Annotated in this window: 18 protein-coding genes and 1 pseudogene; 13 read left to right on the top strand and 6 right to left on the bottom strand. The window is 44.2% G+C overall.

Features of this window, described 5'->3' with window-relative positions; translation table 11 throughout:
- Nucleotides 1-236 precede the first annotated feature (236 nt).
- Together ACWHAR_RS07335 and ACWHAR_RS07330 are read left to right on the top strand one after the other, a co-directional pair.
- Nucleotides 237-2,369: a peptidoglycan D,D-transpeptidase FtsI family protein gene (locus tag ACWHAR_RS07335; protein ID WP_032874720.1), complete on the top strand. Its 2,133-nt coding sequence runs from the start codon at nucleotides 237-239 to the stop codon at nucleotides 2,367-2,369.
- 177 nt (nucleotides 2,370-2,546) lie between these two features.
- The gene (locus tag ACWHAR_RS07330; RefSeq protein ID WP_032874722.1) at nucleotides 2,547-4,367 is read left to right on the top strand and encodes a PAS domain-containing protein; all 1,821 of its coding nucleotides are present in this window, start codon (nucleotides 2,547-2,549) and stop codon (nucleotides 4,365-4,367) included.
- Here ACWHAR_RS07330 and ACWHAR_RS07325 read toward each other — a convergent pair.
- Both ACWHAR_RS07325 and ACWHAR_RS07320 read right to left on the bottom strand, forming a co-directional pair.
- A pseudogene (locus ACWHAR_RS07325) lies at nucleotides 4,348-5,561 on the bottom strand (aminotransferase A). The gene ACWHAR_RS07330 and the pseudogene ACWHAR_RS07325 sit on opposite strands and share 20 nt — an antisense overlap.
- A gap of 200 nt (nucleotides 5,562-5,761) precedes the next feature.
- Complete coding sequence (locus ACWHAR_RS07320; RefSeq protein ID WP_007409608.1) at nucleotides 5,762-5,923, bottom strand: hypothetical protein; 162 nt, start codon at nucleotides 5,921-5,923, stop codon at nucleotides 5,762-5,764.
- A 188-nt stretch (nucleotides 5,924-6,111) separates the two neighbouring features.
- Between ACWHAR_RS07320 and cheV the strand changes: the two genes are divergently transcribed.
- On the top strand, nucleotides 6,112-7,023 hold the full coding sequence (cheV, locus tag ACWHAR_RS07315) for a chemotaxis protein CheV (RefSeq protein ID WP_014417604.1): 912 nt from the start codon (nucleotides 6,112-6,114) through the stop codon (nucleotides 7,021-7,023).
- Between the two features lie 42 nt (nucleotides 7,024-7,065).
- Here cheV and ACWHAR_RS07310 read toward each other — a convergent pair whose 3' ends face one another.
- From ACWHAR_RS07310 to ACWHAR_RS07295, 4 genes are all read right to left on the bottom strand, one after another.
- A complete protein-coding gene (locus ACWHAR_RS07310; RefSeq protein WP_003154622.1) occupies nucleotides 7,066-7,530 on the bottom strand; it encodes a YkyB family protein in 465 nt (154 codons plus the stop codon).
- A 122-nt stretch (nucleotides 7,531-7,652) separates the two neighbouring features.
- Nucleotides 7,653-8,945 carry an MFS transporter gene (locus ACWHAR_RS07305; protein WP_007611093.1) on the bottom strand — a complete coding sequence of 431 codons (1,293 nt, stop codon included), beginning with the start codon at nucleotides 8,943-8,945 and terminating at the stop codon, nucleotides 7,653-7,655.
- A gap of 75 nt (nucleotides 8,946-9,020) precedes the next feature.
- Complete coding sequence (locus tag ACWHAR_RS07300) at nucleotides 9,021-9,515, bottom strand: L,D-transpeptidase family protein (RefSeq protein ID WP_087920795.1); 495 nt, start codon at nucleotides 9,513-9,515, stop codon at nucleotides 9,021-9,023.
- 74 nt (nucleotides 9,516-9,589) lie between these two features.
- Nucleotides 9,590-10,453 carry a metallophosphoesterase gene (locus tag ACWHAR_RS07295; RefSeq protein WP_032874726.1) on the bottom strand — a complete coding sequence of 288 codons (864 nt, stop codon included), beginning with the start codon at nucleotides 10,451-10,453 and terminating at the stop codon, nucleotides 9,590-9,592.
- A 143-nt stretch (nucleotides 10,454-10,596) separates the two neighbouring features.
- Between ACWHAR_RS07295 and fadH the strand changes: the two genes are divergently transcribed.
- The 10 genes from fadH (at nucleotide 10,597) to ACWHAR_RS07245 (ending at nucleotide 18,117) form a co-directional block, all read left to right on the top strand.
- Complete coding sequence (gene fadH, locus ACWHAR_RS07290) at nucleotides 10,597-11,361, top strand: 2,4-dienoyl-CoA reductase (RefSeq protein WP_032874727.1); 765 nt, start codon at nucleotides 10,597-10,599, stop codon at nucleotides 11,359-11,361.
- Nucleotides 11,362-11,474: 113 nt separating this feature from the next.
- Entirely contained in the window at nucleotides 11,475-12,023 is a 549-nt protein-coding gene (locus tag ACWHAR_RS07285; RefSeq protein WP_032874729.1) for a hypothetical protein, read from the top strand.
- 141 nt (nucleotides 12,024-12,164) lie between these two features.
- Entirely contained in the window at nucleotides 12,165-13,385 is a 1,221-nt protein-coding gene (locus ACWHAR_RS07280; RefSeq protein WP_014417611.1) for an EAL domain-containing protein, read from the top strand.
- A 443-nt stretch (nucleotides 13,386-13,828) separates the two neighbouring features.
- Nucleotides 13,829-14,068 carry a YkuJ family protein gene (locus tag ACWHAR_RS07275; protein WP_003154613.1) on the top strand — a complete coding sequence of 80 codons (240 nt, stop codon included), beginning with the start codon at nucleotides 13,829-13,831 and terminating at the stop codon, nucleotides 14,066-14,068.
- A 122-nt stretch (nucleotides 14,069-14,190) separates the two neighbouring features.
- Nucleotides 14,191-14,709 (top strand): ribonuclease H-like YkuK family protein, encoded by a 519-nt coding sequence (locus ACWHAR_RS07270; RefSeq protein WP_007409617.1) that lies wholly within the window; start codon nucleotides 14,191-14,193, stop codon nucleotides 14,707-14,709.
- A 140-nt stretch (nucleotides 14,710-14,849) separates the two neighbouring features.
- A complete protein-coding gene (gene abbA / locus ACWHAR_RS07265) occupies nucleotides 14,850-15,041 on the top strand; it encodes an antirepressor AbbA (protein ID WP_003154609.1) in 192 nt (63 codons plus the stop codon).
- 143 nt (nucleotides 15,042-15,184) lie between these two features.
- Nucleotides 15,185-15,628, top strand: coding sequence for a cyclic-di-AMP-binding protein CbpB (gene cbpB / locus ACWHAR_RS07260; protein WP_003154608.1), 444 nt, complete (start codon nucleotides 15,185-15,187; stop codon nucleotides 15,626-15,628).
- Between the two features lie 139 nt (nucleotides 15,629-15,767).
- Nucleotides 15,768-16,649 (top strand): transcriptional regulator CcpC, encoded by an 882-nt coding sequence (ccpC, locus tag ACWHAR_RS07255; protein WP_007611101.1) that lies wholly within the window; start codon nucleotides 15,768-15,770, stop codon nucleotides 16,647-16,649.
- Between the two features lie 111 nt (nucleotides 16,650-16,760).
- On the top strand, nucleotides 16,761-17,234 hold the full coding sequence (locus ACWHAR_RS07250; RefSeq protein ID WP_032874731.1) for a flavodoxin: 474 nt from the start codon (nucleotides 16,761-16,763) through the stop codon (nucleotides 17,232-17,234).
- Entirely contained in the window at nucleotides 17,224-18,117 is an 894-nt protein-coding gene (locus ACWHAR_RS07245) for a WD40/YVTN/BNR-like repeat-containing protein (RefSeq protein WP_032874733.1), read from the top strand. Before ACWHAR_RS07250 ends, ACWHAR_RS07245 begins: the two co-directional genes overlap by 11 nt.
- Nucleotides 18,118-18,137: the final 20 nt, after the last annotated feature.

The following is an 18,137-nucleotide window of genomic DNA, read 5'->3' as shown; positions in this document are numbered from 1 at the left end:
GTCATAATTGTAATTGAGCGCAGAAAAATGGCTCTATACCGGGAAAAACGATCTGTATTTATTTTTTAAAATCCGTTACATCTCTTCAAATTATTTGAAGTGTTAGATATATTTTAAGATAATTTGATCTTGACAGTTTTTTTTACCCGTTTTCGCTGTAACAACTTTTACAAAAATGTTACAATTAAAATCTGTTTATGTAAATATATTCAATGATTTGAGAGGTGTAACAGAAAGTGGCTGAAGTTGCGCGCGAACCAAAGAAAAAAACGAAACGTTACAGAGCGCTGAGAATGAATCTCTATTTTTTGATTGTTTTTCTTCTCTTTACGGCACTGATTTTTAAACTCGGCATCGTCCAGATTGTCGAAGGGGATAAACACCGCCAGGATGCGGAGAAGGCAAATGCAAAAACCGCCTATTATCCGACACCGCGGGGAAAAATGTATGACAAGCGGAACAGAGTGGCGGTTGATAACCAGGCTGTGCCTGAAATTGTATACGTTTCTACCTCAAAAACCTCGGCAAAGGACAAATTGAAAACGGCAAAAAATCTCGCCGCACTGATTCATATTGATACTGAATTTATGAAGGATCGAAATATCATTGATTACTGGCTTGCCGCACATCCAAAGAAGGCGGAAAAGCTTATGAAGGACTCAGAAAACAGCCTGAAGCCGCAAGAAGTGTACAAACGCCAGATTGAACGCGTCCCGAAGCAGGAGATTGATGCGATCAAACAAAATAAAAAAGAGCTGGAAATCGCGGCGATTTATACGCGTTTTTCAAGCGGCAACGCCTATCAGCCGCAAGTCGTCAAATCAATGGACCCGAATAAGCTGAACGGAAACGGAAACAGCGGTTCACTGCTTGACGAGCATGACAACAACAAGCAAAAACCAAAAAGCGACCTGACATATGAAGAAGTTTCCGTCGTATCCGAGCACCTGAAAGAGCTCCCCGGCATTGACGTGATCAATGACTGGACGCGAAAATATCCATACGACAAAACGCTGTACTCTCTGTTCGGCGGTGTGACGACACCGGAACAGGGATTGTTGGGCGAACGGAAAGATTACTATGTCACAAGAGGCTACTCACTGAATGACCGGGTGGGAAAAAGCTACATCGAATATCAGTATGAGGACTATTTAAACGCGCATAAAGAAAAAGTAGAGTATGTGGAAAACAGCAAAGGTGAGGTCGTCAGCCAAAAGCCCGTCGATGAAGGCAGCAGAGGCTACGATCTGCAACTCTCGCTCGATATGGAATTACAGTCGAAAGTCGAAAAAGTCATTGAAAAAGAGCTGAGAAGAAGCCGCGCCGCAGGCAACTATATGGTTGACAGAGGATTTGCCGTCATGATGGACCCGAACAACGGGGATATTCTCTCAATGGCGGGGAAACGCATCGATCTCGAAACAAATAAAACACAGGATTTTGCGATCGGAGCATTTACGACCCAATATGAGATGGGCTCTTCTGTTAAAGGAGCGACTGTTCTCGCAGGTTACCAAAGCGGCCTCCCGCATTATAAAACGTTTGTCGATGCACCGCTTGTATTTAAAGGCGACACGAAAAAAAAATCGTGGACACAAATGGGAGCCATTACTGAGCTGACCGCGCTGCAAAGAAGTTCAAACGTATATATGTTTCATGTGGCCATGAATATCGCGGGCATTACCTACGTCCCGCACGGCACGCTGCCGGCCGGATTAGACGATATTAAAAAAATGCGCAACTACTACGCTCAATTCGGCCTGGGTGTGAAAACCGGGATTGATCTTCCCCAGGAATCAGCAGGCATGCAGTCGAATCCGCAAATGGTCGGGGGATTGCTGCTGGACTTTGCGATCGGACAGTTTGATACGTATACGCCGCTTCAAATGGCTCAATATATTTCAGCCATCGCAAACGGCGGGTATCGCGTCCAGCCGCGGATCGTCACAAGCATTCATGAACCGGACAGCAAAAACAAGATTGGAAAAGCGATTGAACAGCGAGATAGTAAAATTTTGAACAAAGTAAATAACAGCCCGAGCGATTTTGACCAAGTTCATAAAGGGATGAAATTGGTTACAAGCTCACCTCAAGGAACGGCTTATTCAACATTCCAGGGGTCCGGCGCTGATGTTTCCGGAAAAACGGGAACCGCGCAGACGCGCTATTACGGCACGAACAAAAACTGGTGGGGGAAAGACACTTATAACCTGACCTTTGTCGGTTACTATCCGTCAGAACATCCACGAGTGGCATTCAGCGTCGTCGTACCGACTGTTCAAGATGATCACGATCATGTCAGCAAAAACATTGCCAAAGGAGCAATTGACGCTTACAAAGAACTTGAAAAGAAATACAATAAAAAATAACAAATGAAAGGGCGGCCGAACATCTCGTGCGCCCTTTCTTTCATTCAGGAAAATTGACGTTCACAATAAGAATAGAAGGAGAATGCTCATTTTTTAGCGAATCAATCTAGTGGAATTTCTTTTTATATCAGTCCGTGTCCAGCCTGCAGTGCGAGTATAATGCAAAGGAGGGATTCTGTGGAACAGGATACTCAGCATGTCAAACAGTTTCAATCGAAAACCGATCTTCATGCCGTTTTGACGTCTAACGGGCGTATTATGTATATTTCTGCAAACTGCAAATCGTACTTCAGTTATTCTCAGGAAGAGATGATCGGGTCATTTCTCAAAACGTTCCTGCATGAAGAAGATCAATTTTTGGTTGAAAGTTACTTCTATAATGAGCATCATTTGATGCCTTGCACCTTTCGTCTTATTAAAAAAGATCATACCATCGTATGGCTTGAAGCGGGTGTGGAAATTGTCACACCGCAAATGGAGGGGACGGATCGGGAAATCATCCTCAAAATCAAGGTGCTTGAGGAGAAGACGCCCCGCCGGCCTTATATGTATGAACAAAAGAAGCAAAAGGCAGAACAACAGTCGGAAGATGCGGCTGGAAACGGCGAATTCGAGCGTCTTGTCGAAATGCTGCCGAATCCTTTATATGTCAGCATCAACGGCACAATCGCCTACGCCAACAACGCGATGCTTGCCATGCTGGGAGCCGAAAGCAAAGACGAGGTAATCGGCAGGCGCTCTTATGAGTTTATTGAAGAAGAGTATCACGACATTGTGAAAAACCGAATTGTGCGGATGCAAAAAGGAATGGAAGTCGGAATGATCGAACAGACGTGGAGAAGGCTCGACGGCACGCCCGTTCATTTAGAAGTAAAGGCGGCACCGACGACATATAAAAATCAGCGGGCGGAATTGCTGCTTCTGATTGATATTTCTTCACGGAAAAAATTCCAAACGATTCTGCAAAAAAGCAGAGAACGTTATCAGCTCCTCATTCAGAATTCAATTGACACGATCGCCGTGATTCACAATGATAAATGGGTATTCATGAATGAGTCGGGCATTTCGCTGTTTGAGGCTGAAACATATGAAGATTTAATTGGGAAAAACGTCTATGATCAGCTTCATCCCTGTGATCATGACGGCGTGAAACAGCGGATCCAAAATATTATCAACCGAAAGACCGAGTCAGAAATTATTAAGCAATCGTGGTTTACCTTTAAAAACCGGCTGATCTACACGGAAATGGTCTGCATTCCGACGACGTTTTTCGGAGAAACGGCCATGCAGGTCATTCTGCGTGATATTTCTGAGCGGAAGCAGACGGAGGAATTAATGCTGAAGTCGGAGAAGCTGTCTATCGCAGGGCAGCTGGCGGCGGGAATCGCTCACGAAATCCGCAATCCGCTGACGGCGATCAAAGGATTTTTACAGCTCATGAAGCCGACGATGGGGGAAAACGAACATTACTTTGAAATTGTGTTTTCTGAACTGAGCAGAATCGAATTAATTTTAAGTGAGCTTTTAATGCTTGCCAAACCTCAGCAAAACGCCGTGAAAGAGCGTGTAAACTTAAAGAAAATTATAAGTGAAGTGACCGCTCTTTTAGAGACGCAGGCAAATCTTAAAGGGATTTTTATCAAAACGGATTATGAACATGACAGCATGTATATTAACGGTGATCAAAATCAGCTGAAACAGGTGTTTATCAATCTGATTAAAAATGCCGTTGAGTCGATGCCGGATGGGGGAACGGTTCACATTCTTATGACAGAAGATGAGTATTCCGTTAATGTGACGGTGAAAGACGAGGGTGACGGGATACCGGAAAACGTGCTGAAACGAATAGGCGAACCGTTTTTGACAACGAAAGAAAAAGGAACCGGCCTGGGGCTGATGGTCACATTCAACCTTATTAAAAACCATCAGGGAGCCATCCAAGTAGACAGCAAACCGGATAGAGGCACGGCCTTTCATATTACATTCCCGAAACAATAAAAAACAACGGCGTTATGCCGTTGTTTAAATAGTCTGCATGGATTCTCTCGTTTTTAAAATAAATGCTTCCAGCCGGTCCAAGCCTTCTCTCAATGTATCCAGTGAATATGCGAATGACAGCCTCACATACCCTTCACCCAACTTTGAAAACGAGCTGCCGGGCACAAGAGCCACACCTGCATCCTCTAAAAGAGCCATACTAAAATCAAACGATGACATTCCGAATGACTTAATGGAAGGGAAGATATAAAATGCGCCTGACGGCTTTACGACGTCAAGCCCCATTGAAACTAGACGGTCATATACATAGTCAAGCCGCTTTTTATACTGTTCTCTCATAATAAGCGCATCATCAACACCGTTTGTCACCGCTTCAAGAGCCGCTTTCTGAGAGATTGAAGACGCGCATGTCACACTGTATTGGTGAACTTTTAAGATGTGCTTGGCAATTTCTTTCGGTGCGAAAATGAAACCGATTCTCCAGCCCGTCATGCTGTGTGATTTTGACAGGCCGTTGATGACGATCGTCTGGTCTCTCAAATAAGACGCGATCGAATAATGCGGTCTGTCATAGGTTAATTCGCTGTAAATCTCATCAGACAGGACAAAAACATTTCTGCCCTTCATGACGGCTGCGATGTTTTGCAGCTCTTCCTCAGACAATGTCACTCCGGTCGGGTTTGACGGATAAGGAAGAATGACGCATTTTGTTTTTGGTGTCAGCGATTCTTCAATGAGCCGCGCCGTCAGCTTAAATCCGTGTGTCGTCGTATCCACATGGACCGGAACGGCGCCCGACATGCGGATGATCGGTTCGTAGCCCGGATATATCGGTCCGGGGAGAATAACTTCATCGCCTGGAGATAAAATCGTCCGCAAAGACGCGTCAATCGCTTGGCTTGCCCCGGTTGTGACGATGATTTCAGTTTCAGCTTCATAATTCAAGTCAGCTTTTTTCTTCATATAAAGCTGTACGGCCTGTCTCAGCTCAAGTCCGCCCGCGTTCGGAGTATACGCCGTTGCGTTCTCGTCGATTGCCTTTTTGGCAGCCGCTTTGACATGGTGCGGCGTGAAGAAATCCGGCTGACCGATCGTAAGCGAAATGACATTGTCGTGCTGAGCTACAAGATTTGAGAATTTGCGAATTCCTGAAATTTCAATTTCTTTTACATTCGGATTAAGCAAATGTTCCATAATTCATCACCTTATACTATATATTGAGTTTATCCTATTTTACCACTAGCTGAGCATTTGTCATCTTTTTATTGAACTATCCCGAGTATATGTCCGATATGTGAAAACATACCTTCTTTCAGAAAAAAATAAGACAACCAGCTGAAATGATTGTCTTCATTGTATCATGATCTATCTATTGTGATATGTGGCGAATGTCATTAATACCCGTATTCAAAGCTGACGTCTTCCCGCCATAAGATGTATGGAGCGGGCTTGTCGGGACGCTCTTTCGCCTCTTTTTTCATTTGCAGGTAAGCCGTTTTGCTGATATCTTCTAACACTGTCATTTGATCTTGGTCGAATATGACTACTGTACCCATTTATTACACCCTTCTTCCTGAAAAATCCTTGACTATTTTACCACTCGATGTCAAAAAGTCAATGGGATATCAGAAAAAAGCATTTTTTTATAAAGAGTTCATGGCCAGTTGGACCGAATACATTCACTTTTTCCGTTTCCAGCCGATATATACAGTACAATACTGAATGCGGATAGCGAGGGATTGAATTGTCTTTACAACAATACGATATTTTATTGGATTCAGGCACAAACGAATTAGAAATCGTCAAATTTGAAGTAGGCGTCAATACATTTGGCATAAATGTGATGAAAGTCCGGGAAATCATTCAGCCGGTAGATGTTACATCTGTGCCTCAGTCTCATAAAGACGTAGAAGGGATGATTAAGCTGAGAGGCGAAATTCTTCCCGTCATCAGTCTGTATTCCTTTTTCGGCGTTGATGCCGAAGGAGCAAAAGACGATAAATATATCGTAACGGAATTCAACAAACGGAAAATCGTCTTTCACGTCGGTTCCGTTTCACAAATCCACAGGGTGTCCTGGGAGGCGATTGAAAAGCCGACTTCCCTGAACCAGGGCATGGAGCGGCATTTAACGGGAATCATCAAACTGGAAGACACGATGATCTTTCTGCCTGATTATGAAAAGATCATTTACGATATTGAATCGGCATCCGGAGTTGAGACTTATCATGTCCATCAGGAAGGATTTGATGAAAGACGGGCGGGTAAAAAACTGATCATCGTTGAAGATTCGCCGCTTCTGATGCGTCTTTTGACGGATGAGCTGACTGAGGCGGGGTACAGTGAAATCGTTACGTTTGAAAACGGAAAAGAAGCGTATGATTACGTCGTGGAACTGACGGATAACGGAGAAAACCTGTCAGACCATATTGACATGATTATCAGTGACATTGAGATGCCGAAAATGGACGGGCATCGTTTGACGAAGCTCCTTAAGGATAACCCGCAAAGCTCTGATGTGCCGATTATGATTTTCTCGTCCCTGATTACGGACGACCTGCGCCACCGGGGCGAAGTAGTCGGAGCGGATGAACAGATCAGCAAGCCTGAAATCAGCGAGCTCATTAAAAAAGTGGATACGTACGTGATTGAATAGAAAAAAGCCGATGCATGACGCATCGGCTTTTTTGCGGCGGAATTAAAAATAACTCTCACCAAGTTTTTTAAATACGGGTTTATGATAAGCGGGCTGCTGCCTGTTGGCGGCAAGCGGTTTTTCCTTTAAGCCCACATATTTTTGCAATACATTTTTCGCTTTTGTCAAAGACATTTGTGCTTTAGGATTGCGGTACGATTGATTTAACGTACCTAAATGCGGAAGATGCTGGAAGTCTTCTTTTGTTGGAGGCATGTGAAAATAGTAGTCTCCGATAGAGATAAGTACGTCTGACTGCTGTTGGCTAAACCTGGGATTATTTGAAAAGTGAAGCCCTATTTTTTTCCCTTTGCCTTCTTTCACAAGCTTTTGTAATGCCCGTTTTTTCAGCAGATAAAGGTATTTAGGGTTGGGGGCGGTTTTTGCATGGCGGTTCACAGTATAAACAGCTTTTGAAAGATTCTCGATGGTTGGCTGCAGCTCTTTCGAATAAGCGTGGTCGTCCATTATTTCTCTCCTTTGCATTGATCAAGTTCATATATAGATTATACTTTTTTAGCGTTGAAATGCAAATATTGATTATAAAAATACGCCTTTTTCTGATGAAAAGGGCGCATCTTTTTCCTTTATTAGACAGGATTCGCATGTTTTTCGGAATCAGCCTTTAATGATTGCTGCACATCGACCTCTGCTGCCTCGGCGCTGTATTTCGGAAGAGCGATAAAATAGAACACAAATACCGCTAAAATCACGATTCCCATGCCGTAATAAAGGTAATCAATATTGGTAACGAATTTCGGAAATAACAGGGCGACCAGTCCGAGTGTAATCGATTGGGCAAACATCATAAAAGGATCCTGCCAGCCGCTGACCCGGCCCATTATTTTCGGATGAACGATTTTCGGCATCCAGCCGCCGATGGCGATATTGACAGGACCGATGCACATGCCGAGGACGAAAGCCGCCGCATAATAAATCCACAGCTTATCCGTATAGCCGAGGACAAAAATGAGCAGTCCGGCTGCCAAAATAGGAATCGACATCAAATGATGCGGTTTGACTTTTTTTGCGATCATCGTTCCGATTACACTTCCTGCAAGCAGGCCGAAGCCGAGTGCGACGGTGAAGATGGAAGTATGTGATTCGTAATGATCAGGCGCAAGTCCGTATTTCATCGTAAACATCGGCAGTACGGCAAAGCCGCCGTTGACAAAACCAAAGATAAAAAAGCCGAAAATAAGGGAAGCAAGCAATTTGTTTTTAACAATATATACGATCCCTTCCTTAAAATCAGCGACCGAGTCTTTCAGAAACGAATCTCCCCATTTAAAAGGGCCATTCGGCTGACGGGCTTCTTTCGGAATGCGGCAGGCGCGGATCAGAAAGCCTGATACAATAAAGCTGACAAAATCAAGGATAATGGCTCCGTGAATACCGATCGTTTTATACATAAACGCGCCTATACCGACGCCGAATACCATGAAGATGCTGAACAGGATCTGGTTAAGTCCCGCCGCTTTCGCGTAATGCTCCTTAGGCAGAATAGCTTGTACAAGGCTGGCTTCCGCCGGGAAAAAGAACTTGGTCACGGCGCTTCTGATGAACAAAATACAGAACACGAGAGGGATGCTCCCGGTGTATAATGCGGCAAACAATACGATCGTCAGTCCGGCTCTGATCCAGTCACAATTCTCTGCGACCTTTTTCCTGTCAAGCCGGTCAGCTGCGACACCGACAATCAGAAATACGAAAACTGTCGGCAGTGAATACATCAGCTCAGCCAAAGTCGTGTATGCCGGCTGGTTTGAAAAATGGTCCAGCAAGTAAAAAGCAAAAGCCATATTACCTACAGTCGTTCCCATTTGAGAAGCGAGTGCTGCGAAAAAGAGACGGACAAAATTGCGATTTTTAAATATATCCATAAACACGCTCCTTACCCTAAAGGTCCCACTGTAATATATTATCATCAGCTCGTTCCATTAACAAATAAGATCTTTCTATCTTATAATAGTCACCCTTGTTCCATTAGGAACGGTAGCGGCAAGTTCAGTGACGTCCTGATTATACATCCGGATGCATCCTTTTGATACCGCTTTGCCGATGGAGGAAGGATTATTTGTTCCGTGAATGCCGTAATGAATTTTAGAGAGGCTGAGCCAATAAGCGCCGAACGGGCCGCCGGGCTTAGGCTGGCGGTTCACGATGTAAAATTCTCCGGTCGGCGTGGTCGTCAATATTTTTCCGACTGCGATGGGGTACGTACGGATGAGCCTGCCAAGGCGGTATAACTCCAGTTTCTTCGCTCCGATATACACGATGATGGAGTAGGGAATGGTGGATGGATCGGGAAGATTCGGTATGATAATATGCTGTCCCGCGTATATGGCCGATTGGATTGAGGGATTTGCCTGAAGGAGAGCAGCAGTGCTTATTCTGAAGTCTTGCGCAATGCTTGAGATGGTTTCTCCTTGTTTCACTTGATATGTCAGCAGTTTCATCACCCTCCTTTTTGCTCTTTTCCATATACATATTACGGAGGGGGTGTCTGTGCATCAGGATAAAAGTCTTATTTTTGCTCGGTTTTCAATGTGAACAGCGTGATTTCCGGTCTGGCTAAAAATCGATACGGCAGTCTTGTCGTACCGAGCCCGCGATTGACGTAAACGGCTGTGTCATGCAACGTATACATGCCGTCGGTATACGTTTTTCCGTAAGGAGGCGTAATGAGAGGGCCGAAAAACGGGAGCTGGACCTGGCCGCCGTGAGTATGTCCCGACAGCTGGAGGTTTACGGGATATCCGCCTATCTTGAGAGCGGCATCAGGCTCGTGGACGATTAAAATGGAAAACGCATCTTCGGAAAGGCGAGACAGGGTGGCTTCATAATCGGGTTTTCCAAGCATTACATCATCCAAAAACGCGAGTTCAATCCGGCTTCCGTCTGTCAGCTGCACCTGACGATAGCCGTTTCGAAACACTTGAAAATCAGCCGCTTTCATCAGAGCCTTGTACGTGTTCGTACCGTAGCCTCCGTGGTCATGGTTTCCGTAAACACAAAGTTTGCCGAAGGGAGCTTCAAGATTTTTCAGCACGGCGAGTGCACGCTGGTGATCATTAAATAAATGCGGCTTATCAATTAAATCTCCCGTAAAGATGAGCAGATCGGGTTTCAGCTGATTGATCTTTTCCGCTGCTTTATTCAAGTCACCGGATGTAAACACATCACTAAGATGCGTATCGCTGAATTGAACGATTTTAAAATTGTCAAAGCCGCGGGGGATCAGGCGGTTGGTGATTGTATGCCGGGTGACCTCAATCATGCGCGGTTCAATATACCGGGCATAGCCGTAACCTCCGCAAGCCATTGCGAGAGCTGCACCCAAAATGCCGAATCCTCTTTTTAAAAATGTTCTTCTGGTCATTTTCTCCATATGTAAAACCAACCTTTGTCAGAGTTGTTCTATTATATCATCAGCCGGGCTGAAAAATCCCTTCTCAGCATGTAATGACGCGGAAAGACATCTGTGATAAAATTATGAATGATTATTCATTCAATAAAAGGGGTGGGTTTGTTATGGATAAGAAAGCGGTAATCATTACAGGCGGTTCAAGCGGTATGGGAAAAGCAATAGCGAAAAAACAGGCTGAATTAGGATGGCACGTCATGGTGACAGGGAGGAACCATGAAGCACTTGAGGAAACAAAAAAAGAAATTGAGACCTTTGAGGGGCAGGTCGCCTGTTTTCAAATGGATGTCCGTTCTGATTCCGCCGCTTCAGACATGATTACAGAAGCGAAAAAAGTCTTTGGCCGGCTTGATGCGCTGATTAACAATGCGGCCGGCAACTTTATTTGCCCGGCAGAGAAGCTGACGCCCAATGGATGGAAAGCTGTTATTGAGATTGTTTTAAACGGCACATTTTTCTGCAGCCAAGCCGCGGCAAGGCATTGGATCGAGCAGGAGCAGAAGGGCGTCATCTTAAATATGGCCGCTACATACGCATGGGGAGCGGGAGCGGGTGTCGTTCATTCCGCTGCAGCCAAAGCGGGGGTATTGTCACTGACAAGAACGCTGGCCGTTGAATGGGGGAGCAAATACGGCATCCGCACAAACGCGATAGCCCCCGGCCCGATTGAACGGACAGGCGGTGCGGAGAAGCTGTTTGAATCGGAAAAAGCGGTGTCCCGCACTATGAACAGTGTGCCGCTCGGCCGGCTGGGCACACCGGAAGAAATCGCCGCGTTGGCAGCGTTTTTACTATCTGATGAAGCGTCCTACATAAACGGGGACTGTATCACAATGGACGGGGGGCAATGGCTGAATCCTTATCCGTTTTAATTTTTCATATATTGATTATTTTGCAAAACAAGCGAACGTTAAAGCCGCCGTTCGCTTGTTTTATTTTCTATTCAAAATTATGATATAATTTTGAAAGATTAAGGGGCGGTTAATTGAAGAAATTATTAAAATGGTTCGTTGTACTATTTGTAAGCAGTTTCGTTATCATCTTTAATATTTGGTACTTTATCATTTGCGCTTTTACTCCGGAGTATTATCAAAATACCAATCTTACATCTGATGAAATAATCAGATTTGAAAAGCTATATCACATAGATTTTCCTGATGAAACGAAATTTATTAAAGCCAGGGAGTATTTGAGTGGGCTCGGAGGCGATACATCGGCTGTATTATATGTGTCTCTGCCAACTAAGCTGGCGGAAACAATTTTATCTGATTATACGTATATGCCAATAAATCATACTGATCATGCCGGTTCAATGTATGGAGTTGACGTTTCCAAGAGTGTTGGCGGGTTAACAACTCTTACATTTGGCACTTTAGATAAAAAAGGAACTTTCTTTCAGTTGGAACATGAGGATGATTGGATATTTAACAGCACTGATTGGAGCCATTATTTTTGGACAGCTGCCGGTTATAATGCTCTTATATTTATCCTTTTATTTGTGATTGTGAAACAAATGAATAACGTCCTTAATTAACCGGTCTGAAGAGTGATCTTAAAAATATCCCCCTTTTATTTTAAGCTGCTGCCATACTGCCTCCTTTTCCCCTAATCTAAACATTTGTGGTGCTGATATAATTGTGTATAATCAGACAAAGATAGAGAAGCAGGTGATAACATGTTGGACCCACTTGATATACTGACGAATATTGATGATGTCATTCCGTATTACCAAGCGATTTTTAACGCTGAAGAACAAAGAGTCGTAGGCTATGAGGTGCTTGGGCGTATTTTGGCAGATGCGGAGATTGAGAGCCTCGGGTCGTTTTTCTTAGATTCCGGCATTCCGGAAGAATATAAGCTTGAGGTCGATGACAGAGTCATCAGGCAGGCGCTGGAGCGGTTTAAAGAAGCTGATCGTGATCTGTTGATTTTTATCAATCAGGATGCGAATGTATTGATGCTTGACCACGGCGAAAGCTTTCTTGAGCTTTTGAAAGAATACGAAGAGCAGGGCATCGAATTGAACCGTATTGTGCTTGAGATCACCGAGCACAATTTCGAAGGCGACATTGAACAGCTGTACCATATGCTTGCCTACTATCGTACATACGGCATTAAAATCGCGGTGGACAATATAGGTAAGGAGAGCAGCAACCTGGACAGAATCGCGCTCCTTTCACCGGACCTTCTGAAAATAGATTTGCAGGCGCTGAAGGTATCTCAGCCGTCACCATCATATGAGCATGTGCTGTACAGCATTTCATTGCTGGCGAGAAAAATCGGCGCCGCGCTGCTGTATGAAGATATAGAAGCTGATTTCCAGCTCCAGTACGCATGGAGAAACGGAGGCCGATTTTTTCAAGGCTATTATCTGCAGGCGCCGAGCGGGGATTTTATAGACCGGAGCCTGTTAAAAGCACGCTTGAAAACGGAGTTTCAGCAATTTATCACGAGAGAAAAAAAGAAGCTGGAAACGGTATATGAACACTCTGAGAATTTTTATAAGCGGGTCAATCAGGCAGTTTCCGAGCTGAAGAAAACCCATCAGGCGGACGATGAGTTTATTAAAAAACTGGCGGAAAACCTGACCGACTGCTGCTTCAGAATTTATATGTGTGATGAAGAAGGCTATCAGCTGACGGGAAATGTGTTCAAGCAGTCCGGCGAATGGCTTTATCAGCCTGAATACATGGAGAAAAACTGGAGCTGGCGTCCGTACTTTTTAGAAAACATCATGAAGATGCGGAATTCAAGAAAAGGCTTTTTCAGTGACCTGTACAGTGATATTGAGACGGGTGAGATGATCAGAACCTTTTCATACCCGATGGATGACAATATGTATTTATTTATCGATCTGCCTTACTCTTATTTATATGAACAGGACGGATTACTTTAAAGCGGCTGCTGTATGCCGCTTTTTTTGTTCATTTGAAAAAAGTTTTAAAAAACGTTTGACAATGATACTGATAATCATTATCATTTAGTTATAGAGAGAAGTTACTCTCTGTTCCCCAACCCCTCTATCAGATCAAGATCCGAAAAAACTTGGCGCTACCCCCGCCAAGTTTTTTTATGCTGTTTCCTCATAAAAGGGCTTCTCCTCACATACATCTGACAATGGCGGCTCAAAAAGCGAAAAATTATTTTTGAAAGGTGTATGACATTCCGAAAAAAGCTTCAAACTATTCGAAAACACGGTTTTCCCGTTTATTTCTTTTTGAAAATCCAGCGGGAAAATGCCATCCCGGTCTACTTTATGGTATGATGCTCTGTAGAACTTGTATTATAATAAATACTTGTTGATTTGAAGTTGTTTTTTGAAAGGAGTCTTTTTTTAGAATGTCACAATTAATGGGTATCATCACGCGGCTGCAAAGTCTGCAAGAAACAGCGGAAGCGGCTAACGAGCCGATGCAGCGTTATTTTGAAGTTAACGGCGAAAAAATTTGCAGTGTTAAATATTTCGAAAAAAATCAAACGTTTGAACTGACGGTTTTCCAAAAAGGTGAAAAACCTAACACATATCCGTTTGATAACATTGACATGATTTCTATTGAAATTTTTGAGCTCCTTCAGTAATTTGATTTGATTTTTCAGGCTGACCAAGCTTCCGGTCTTCCGCAAGCGGAGCTTTATTAAATTATGCAAAGGAACGTGCTTGTTCGTTTGGTTGTAGACTCTGGAAAGAGGAGTGTCCGTACATGGCTGATTCTTTTCTGTTTTATAATCTTTCTGAGGCACAGATGACCTTTCAAGACGTGACGGAGCGGCTGAAACGCTTTGTCAATAAAGACCCCCGTTCAGCATATGTGCTGTCTGTAGGGACTGATTCACAAGTTTACCGCGACTTCACAAAGTTTATTACGGCTATACACTTGCACCGTACAGGCAAGGGAGCTTGGGGCTGTTTGAAAAATCACGATCTTGCAAGACCGATACATAGCCTTCGCGAAAAAATTTCGCTGGAAACCGCGTTCAGCCAGGAGATGGCAGCGCATATCCTCGACGGCCGTCTTATGGAACTAACAGATTTGCTCTTGCCTTTTACGGATGAAGGGGCGGATCTTTCATTTGAAGTGCATCTGGATATCGGTCAAAAAGGGCTGACAAAAGAATTGATACAAGAAATGACCGGCCGCATTACCTCGATGGGCATTGAAGCGAAAATCAAGCCTGATTCCTGCACAGCATTCAGTTATGCCAATCGTTACACAAAATAATATTTCATACAGAATCCGCAAAATGTCGAATTATGCGGTTGACGATTTTTTTCTGTTTACTTATTCTAGCGGTAGAGCTGAAAGCAAATTTCACATTGCTTTCAGAGGTATTCAGTTAAAAATAGGGGGCCTGATTACGTATGAGTCTTATCAGTGAACGATTTACGGAAGAAGAACAGAAACTTCTGCTGAATATCCTGATCAATCAAGAATATGCCATTGAGCTTTTGACCAGCGAAATCAACGATATAGAAGCAGGGTCAAAAAGCGTTGATGGAACCACTTATAAAAAACTCGTAACGCTCTATGACCGTTTTCGGAACGAAAATTAATCAGCGGCCTATAAATTGATACTCGATTGCAAAGAGTATCTTTTTTATTGACGGAAACTTTTCGACAAAAAATGATAATGTTTATATTATTGCAATATAGGGAATACATGCTTTGATGAAAAATGTAAAGGGGTCGAAGTGACATGATTAGCTTACAATCAGATCAGCTTCTTGATGCAACAGTCGGACAATTTATGATCGAGGCGGATAAAGTGGCGCACGTTCAAGTCGGAAACAACCTTGAGCATGCTCTATTAGTGCTGACGAAAACCGGCTATACCGCCATTCCCGTCCTTGACGCTTCGTACCGTCTGCACGGTTTGATCGGGACAAATATGATTATGAACAGCATTTTCGGACTTGAACGGATCGAGTTTGAGAAGCTGGATCAAATTACGGTTGAGGAAGTCATGCTGAAAGACATTCCCCGTCTCCACATCAATGATCCGATTATCAAAGGGTTCAGCATGGTCATTAATAACGGCTTTGTCTGCGTTGAAAATGATGAAGGCGTCTTTGAAGGCATTTTCACGAGAAGAGTCGTGTTAAAGCAGTTGAGCAGCCATATCAGGTCATTGAATAAGTAGGCTCGCACGATCAGCCTATTTGTTCTTTTGCATGCCGGAAAAAGAAAACGCATACATATGAGTGGCGCTTGCCTCGGCAGCCTTTATTTTATTAGAATGGTAGATAAGAAATACGAAAGGCATTGAAAAGGAGGACGACATGCAGCTTCAAGAGCTTCATATGCTCGTAGTTTTAGCTGAGGAATTAAACATGAGGAAGGCTGCCGAACGGTTATTCGTGTCACAGCCGGCTCTGTCCCAGCGATTGCAGACCATTGAAAAAGCCTGGGGAACAAAGATCTTTCTAAGATCTCAAAAAGGACTTACGGTAACGCCGGCAGGAGAAAAAATCATACAATTTGCAAATGACGTCACGGATCGGCAAGAAAGAATCAGAGAAAATATTGATGAACTTGAGGGTGAGATTCACGGCACATTAAAGCTTGCCGTCGCCTCCATTATCGGGCAGCACTGGCTTCCGAAAGTGTTAAAAACATATGTGGAGCGTTATCCGAATGCAAAGGTCTCTCTCATTACAGGGTGGAGCAGCGAAATGCTGAAAAGTCTGTATGAAGATCAGGTACATATCGGCATTATCCGGGGAAATCCGGAATGGAAAGGCCGGAAAGATTATTTAATGACCGATCATTTATATTTGGTTGATACGGAAATTTCCTGTATTGATGATATAGCCCATACCGATCGGCCGTTTATCCAATTCAAAAGTGACAGTACATATTTTCAGGAAATTCAGCATTGGTGGCATCAAAAATTCAAAACCTCGCCGAAACAGACCATCCTCGTCGATCAGATTGAAACGTGCAAGCAGATGGCGCTGCACGGGATCGGTTATGCCATTCTGCCGTCAGTCACTTTAGAAGAGGAAGATAAAGTAAATAAAATGCCCCTGCTTGATACAAAGGATCATCCGATCGGCCGTGACACATGGCTGCTCGGATATGAGCCGGCATTTGAATTAAAACAGGTGCAGGCTTTTGTTTCTGTCATTAAAGATATGCTGAAGCAGGAACGCCCATTTTAGAAAGACAGCAATCATGCTGTCTTTTTTTATTTTTTATTGACAATGAAAATCATTATCATTTAAAGTGTTATATATGTTAATGAAAATCATTATCAATTACGAGGTGATCATATGCAGAAAGCATTAATGATATATGCAAGCATGTCGGGGAATACAGAGGATATTGCCGGCATTATAAAAGAAACACTGAGCGGGCATCAGATAGCAGTTGACTGTCTCGACATGGACGAAGCAGGTGCGGATTCTCTCGAAGCATATGATTATGTTTTTGTCGGCACGTACACATGGGGGGACGGTGATCTTCCTTACGAAGCGGAAGATTTTTACGAAGATATTCTGCACAGCCAGCTCAACGGACTGAAAACGGCCTGTTTCGGTTCAGGCGATCACGCCTACCCGAAGTTTTGCGAAGCGGTCACGCTGTTTTACGATGCGTTTGAACAGGCCGGAGCCAATTTATATCCGGAAACGCTGAAAATCGAGCTGGCGCCCGAGACGGCTGAAGATCAAGAATGCTGCAAAGAATTTGTCCGCGGTTTTCTTGCATGGGCCGCTCACCACGGAGACCGGTGCCATGTTTCATAAAGGCGCGACGGCTGTCATGGCATCAGTGACTTCAGGATATTTTGTCGCAGTGAAAGACGAAGGTATTTTTCATTTTTCCGCGGAAGAAGGCTGGAAAAGACTATTCCGAGTGAAAAGCAGGGTTCATGTGCTGACTTACATAGGGCCTTACATATTCGCCGCTGGAGAAAAAGGCGCCGTCCTCAGATCAGCCGATCAGGGAAAGACTTGGACGGCCTCCCGATTTCCGACCAGCGCCTCCGTATGGGCCGTTGCCGGGCGGAATGACGGGTTTGTCTGTGCGCATGGCACATATTGCCTCTACTTATCTGATGATTTCGGCGTCACTTGGCATGTGGCTAAGCCCTTTTCACAATTAAAGGAGCCGCCTGTCATCCGTTCGCTTTGTTTACACGGTCAGACGATTTATATAGGCACCCGGATTCATATGAATCATGGCGGCATTTGGGCGTATGAACTGACGGAAGACCGCATCCGGCGTATAAGCCGCGAAAGGCAGCGCATGACGGCTTCAATGATGATGTATCAGAATGAATGGCTCATTGCAGCAAAGGGCGCGGCAAAAGGAGAACGGGGCGAGATTGCCGTCCGAAACGTACGGACGCAAGAGGAGTTTGCCATTACAGCCGGGCCCGCCGTACGGGAAAAATCATTTCTCGACGTTTCTGAGGATAACGGGATTATTTATGTCACATCGTCACAGGACGAAAATGGATTTTCGCGTATTTATCAAGCTGATCTCGCCGCCGGTGAATTAAAGTGGTTTGATACGATCCGCGGTCACGGATGGCGGGTGGCCAACCGGGAAGAAAACTTTTTTTGCGCGGGCCTTTACGAAAGTAAGTTTGTCAGACCGTATGAGGCGGTACGGCTCGCACATTAGTTTTTATGCATAAAGGAGAG

It is taken from the genome of Bacillus sp. LR--39 (assembly GCF_053613335.1).
The sequence above is the reverse complement of the archived record's forward strand: the minus strand, read 5'-3'. Positions and strand labels throughout refer to the sequence as shown.

What these genes read in the sequence shown, in the direction of transcription:
- fadH (WP_032874727.1), top strand. Translation starts at nt 10,597, where the DNA reads ATGGATAAGAAAGCGGTAATCATTACAGGCGGTTCAAGCGGTATGGGA.
- cbpB (WP_003154608.1), top strand. Translation starts at nt 15,185, where the DNA reads ATGATTAGCTTACAATCAGATCAGCTTCTTGATGCAACAGTCGGACAA.
- ccpC (WP_007611101.1), top strand. Translation starts at nt 15,768, where the DNA reads ATGCAGCTTCAAGAGCTTCATATGCTCGTAGTTTTAGCTGAGGAATTA.
- ACWHAR_RS07305 (WP_007611093.1), bottom strand. Translation starts at nt 8,945, where the DNA reads ATGGATATATTTAAAAATCGCAATTTTGTCCGTCTCTTTTTCGCAGCA.
- ACWHAR_RS07310 (WP_003154622.1), bottom strand. Translation starts at nt 7,530, where the DNA reads ATGGACGACCACGCTTATTCGAAAGAGCTGCAGCCAACCATCGAGAAT.
- abbA (WP_003154609.1), top strand. Translation starts at nt 14,850, where the DNA reads ATGAGTCTTATCAGTGAACGATTTACGGAAGAAGAACAGAAACTTCTG.
- ACWHAR_RS07320 (WP_007409608.1), bottom strand. Translation starts at nt 5,923, where the DNA reads ATGGGTACAGTAGTCATATTCGACCAAGATCAAATGACAGTGTTAGAA.
- ACWHAR_RS07275 (WP_003154613.1), top strand. Translation starts at nt 13,829, where the DNA reads ATGTCACAATTAATGGGTATCATCACGCGGCTGCAAAGTCTGCAAGAA.
- ACWHAR_RS07280 (WP_014417611.1), top strand. Translation starts at nt 12,165, where the DNA reads ATGTTGGACCCACTTGATATACTGACGAATATTGATGATGTCATTCCG.
- ACWHAR_RS07250 (WP_032874731.1), top strand. Translation starts at nt 16,761, where the DNA reads ATGCAGAAAGCATTAATGATATATGCAAGCATGTCGGGGAATACAGAG.
- ACWHAR_RS07295 (WP_032874726.1), bottom strand. Translation starts at nt 10,453, where the DNA reads ATGGAGAAAATGACCAGAAGAACATTTTTAAAAAGAGGATTCGGCATT.
- ACWHAR_RS07270 (WP_007409617.1), top strand. Translation starts at nt 14,191, where the DNA reads ATGGCTGATTCTTTTCTGTTTTATAATCTTTCTGAGGCACAGATGACC.
- ACWHAR_RS07245 (WP_032874733.1), top strand. Translation starts at nt 17,224, where the DNA reads ATGTTTCATAAAGGCGCGACGGCTGTCATGGCATCAGTGACTTCAGGA.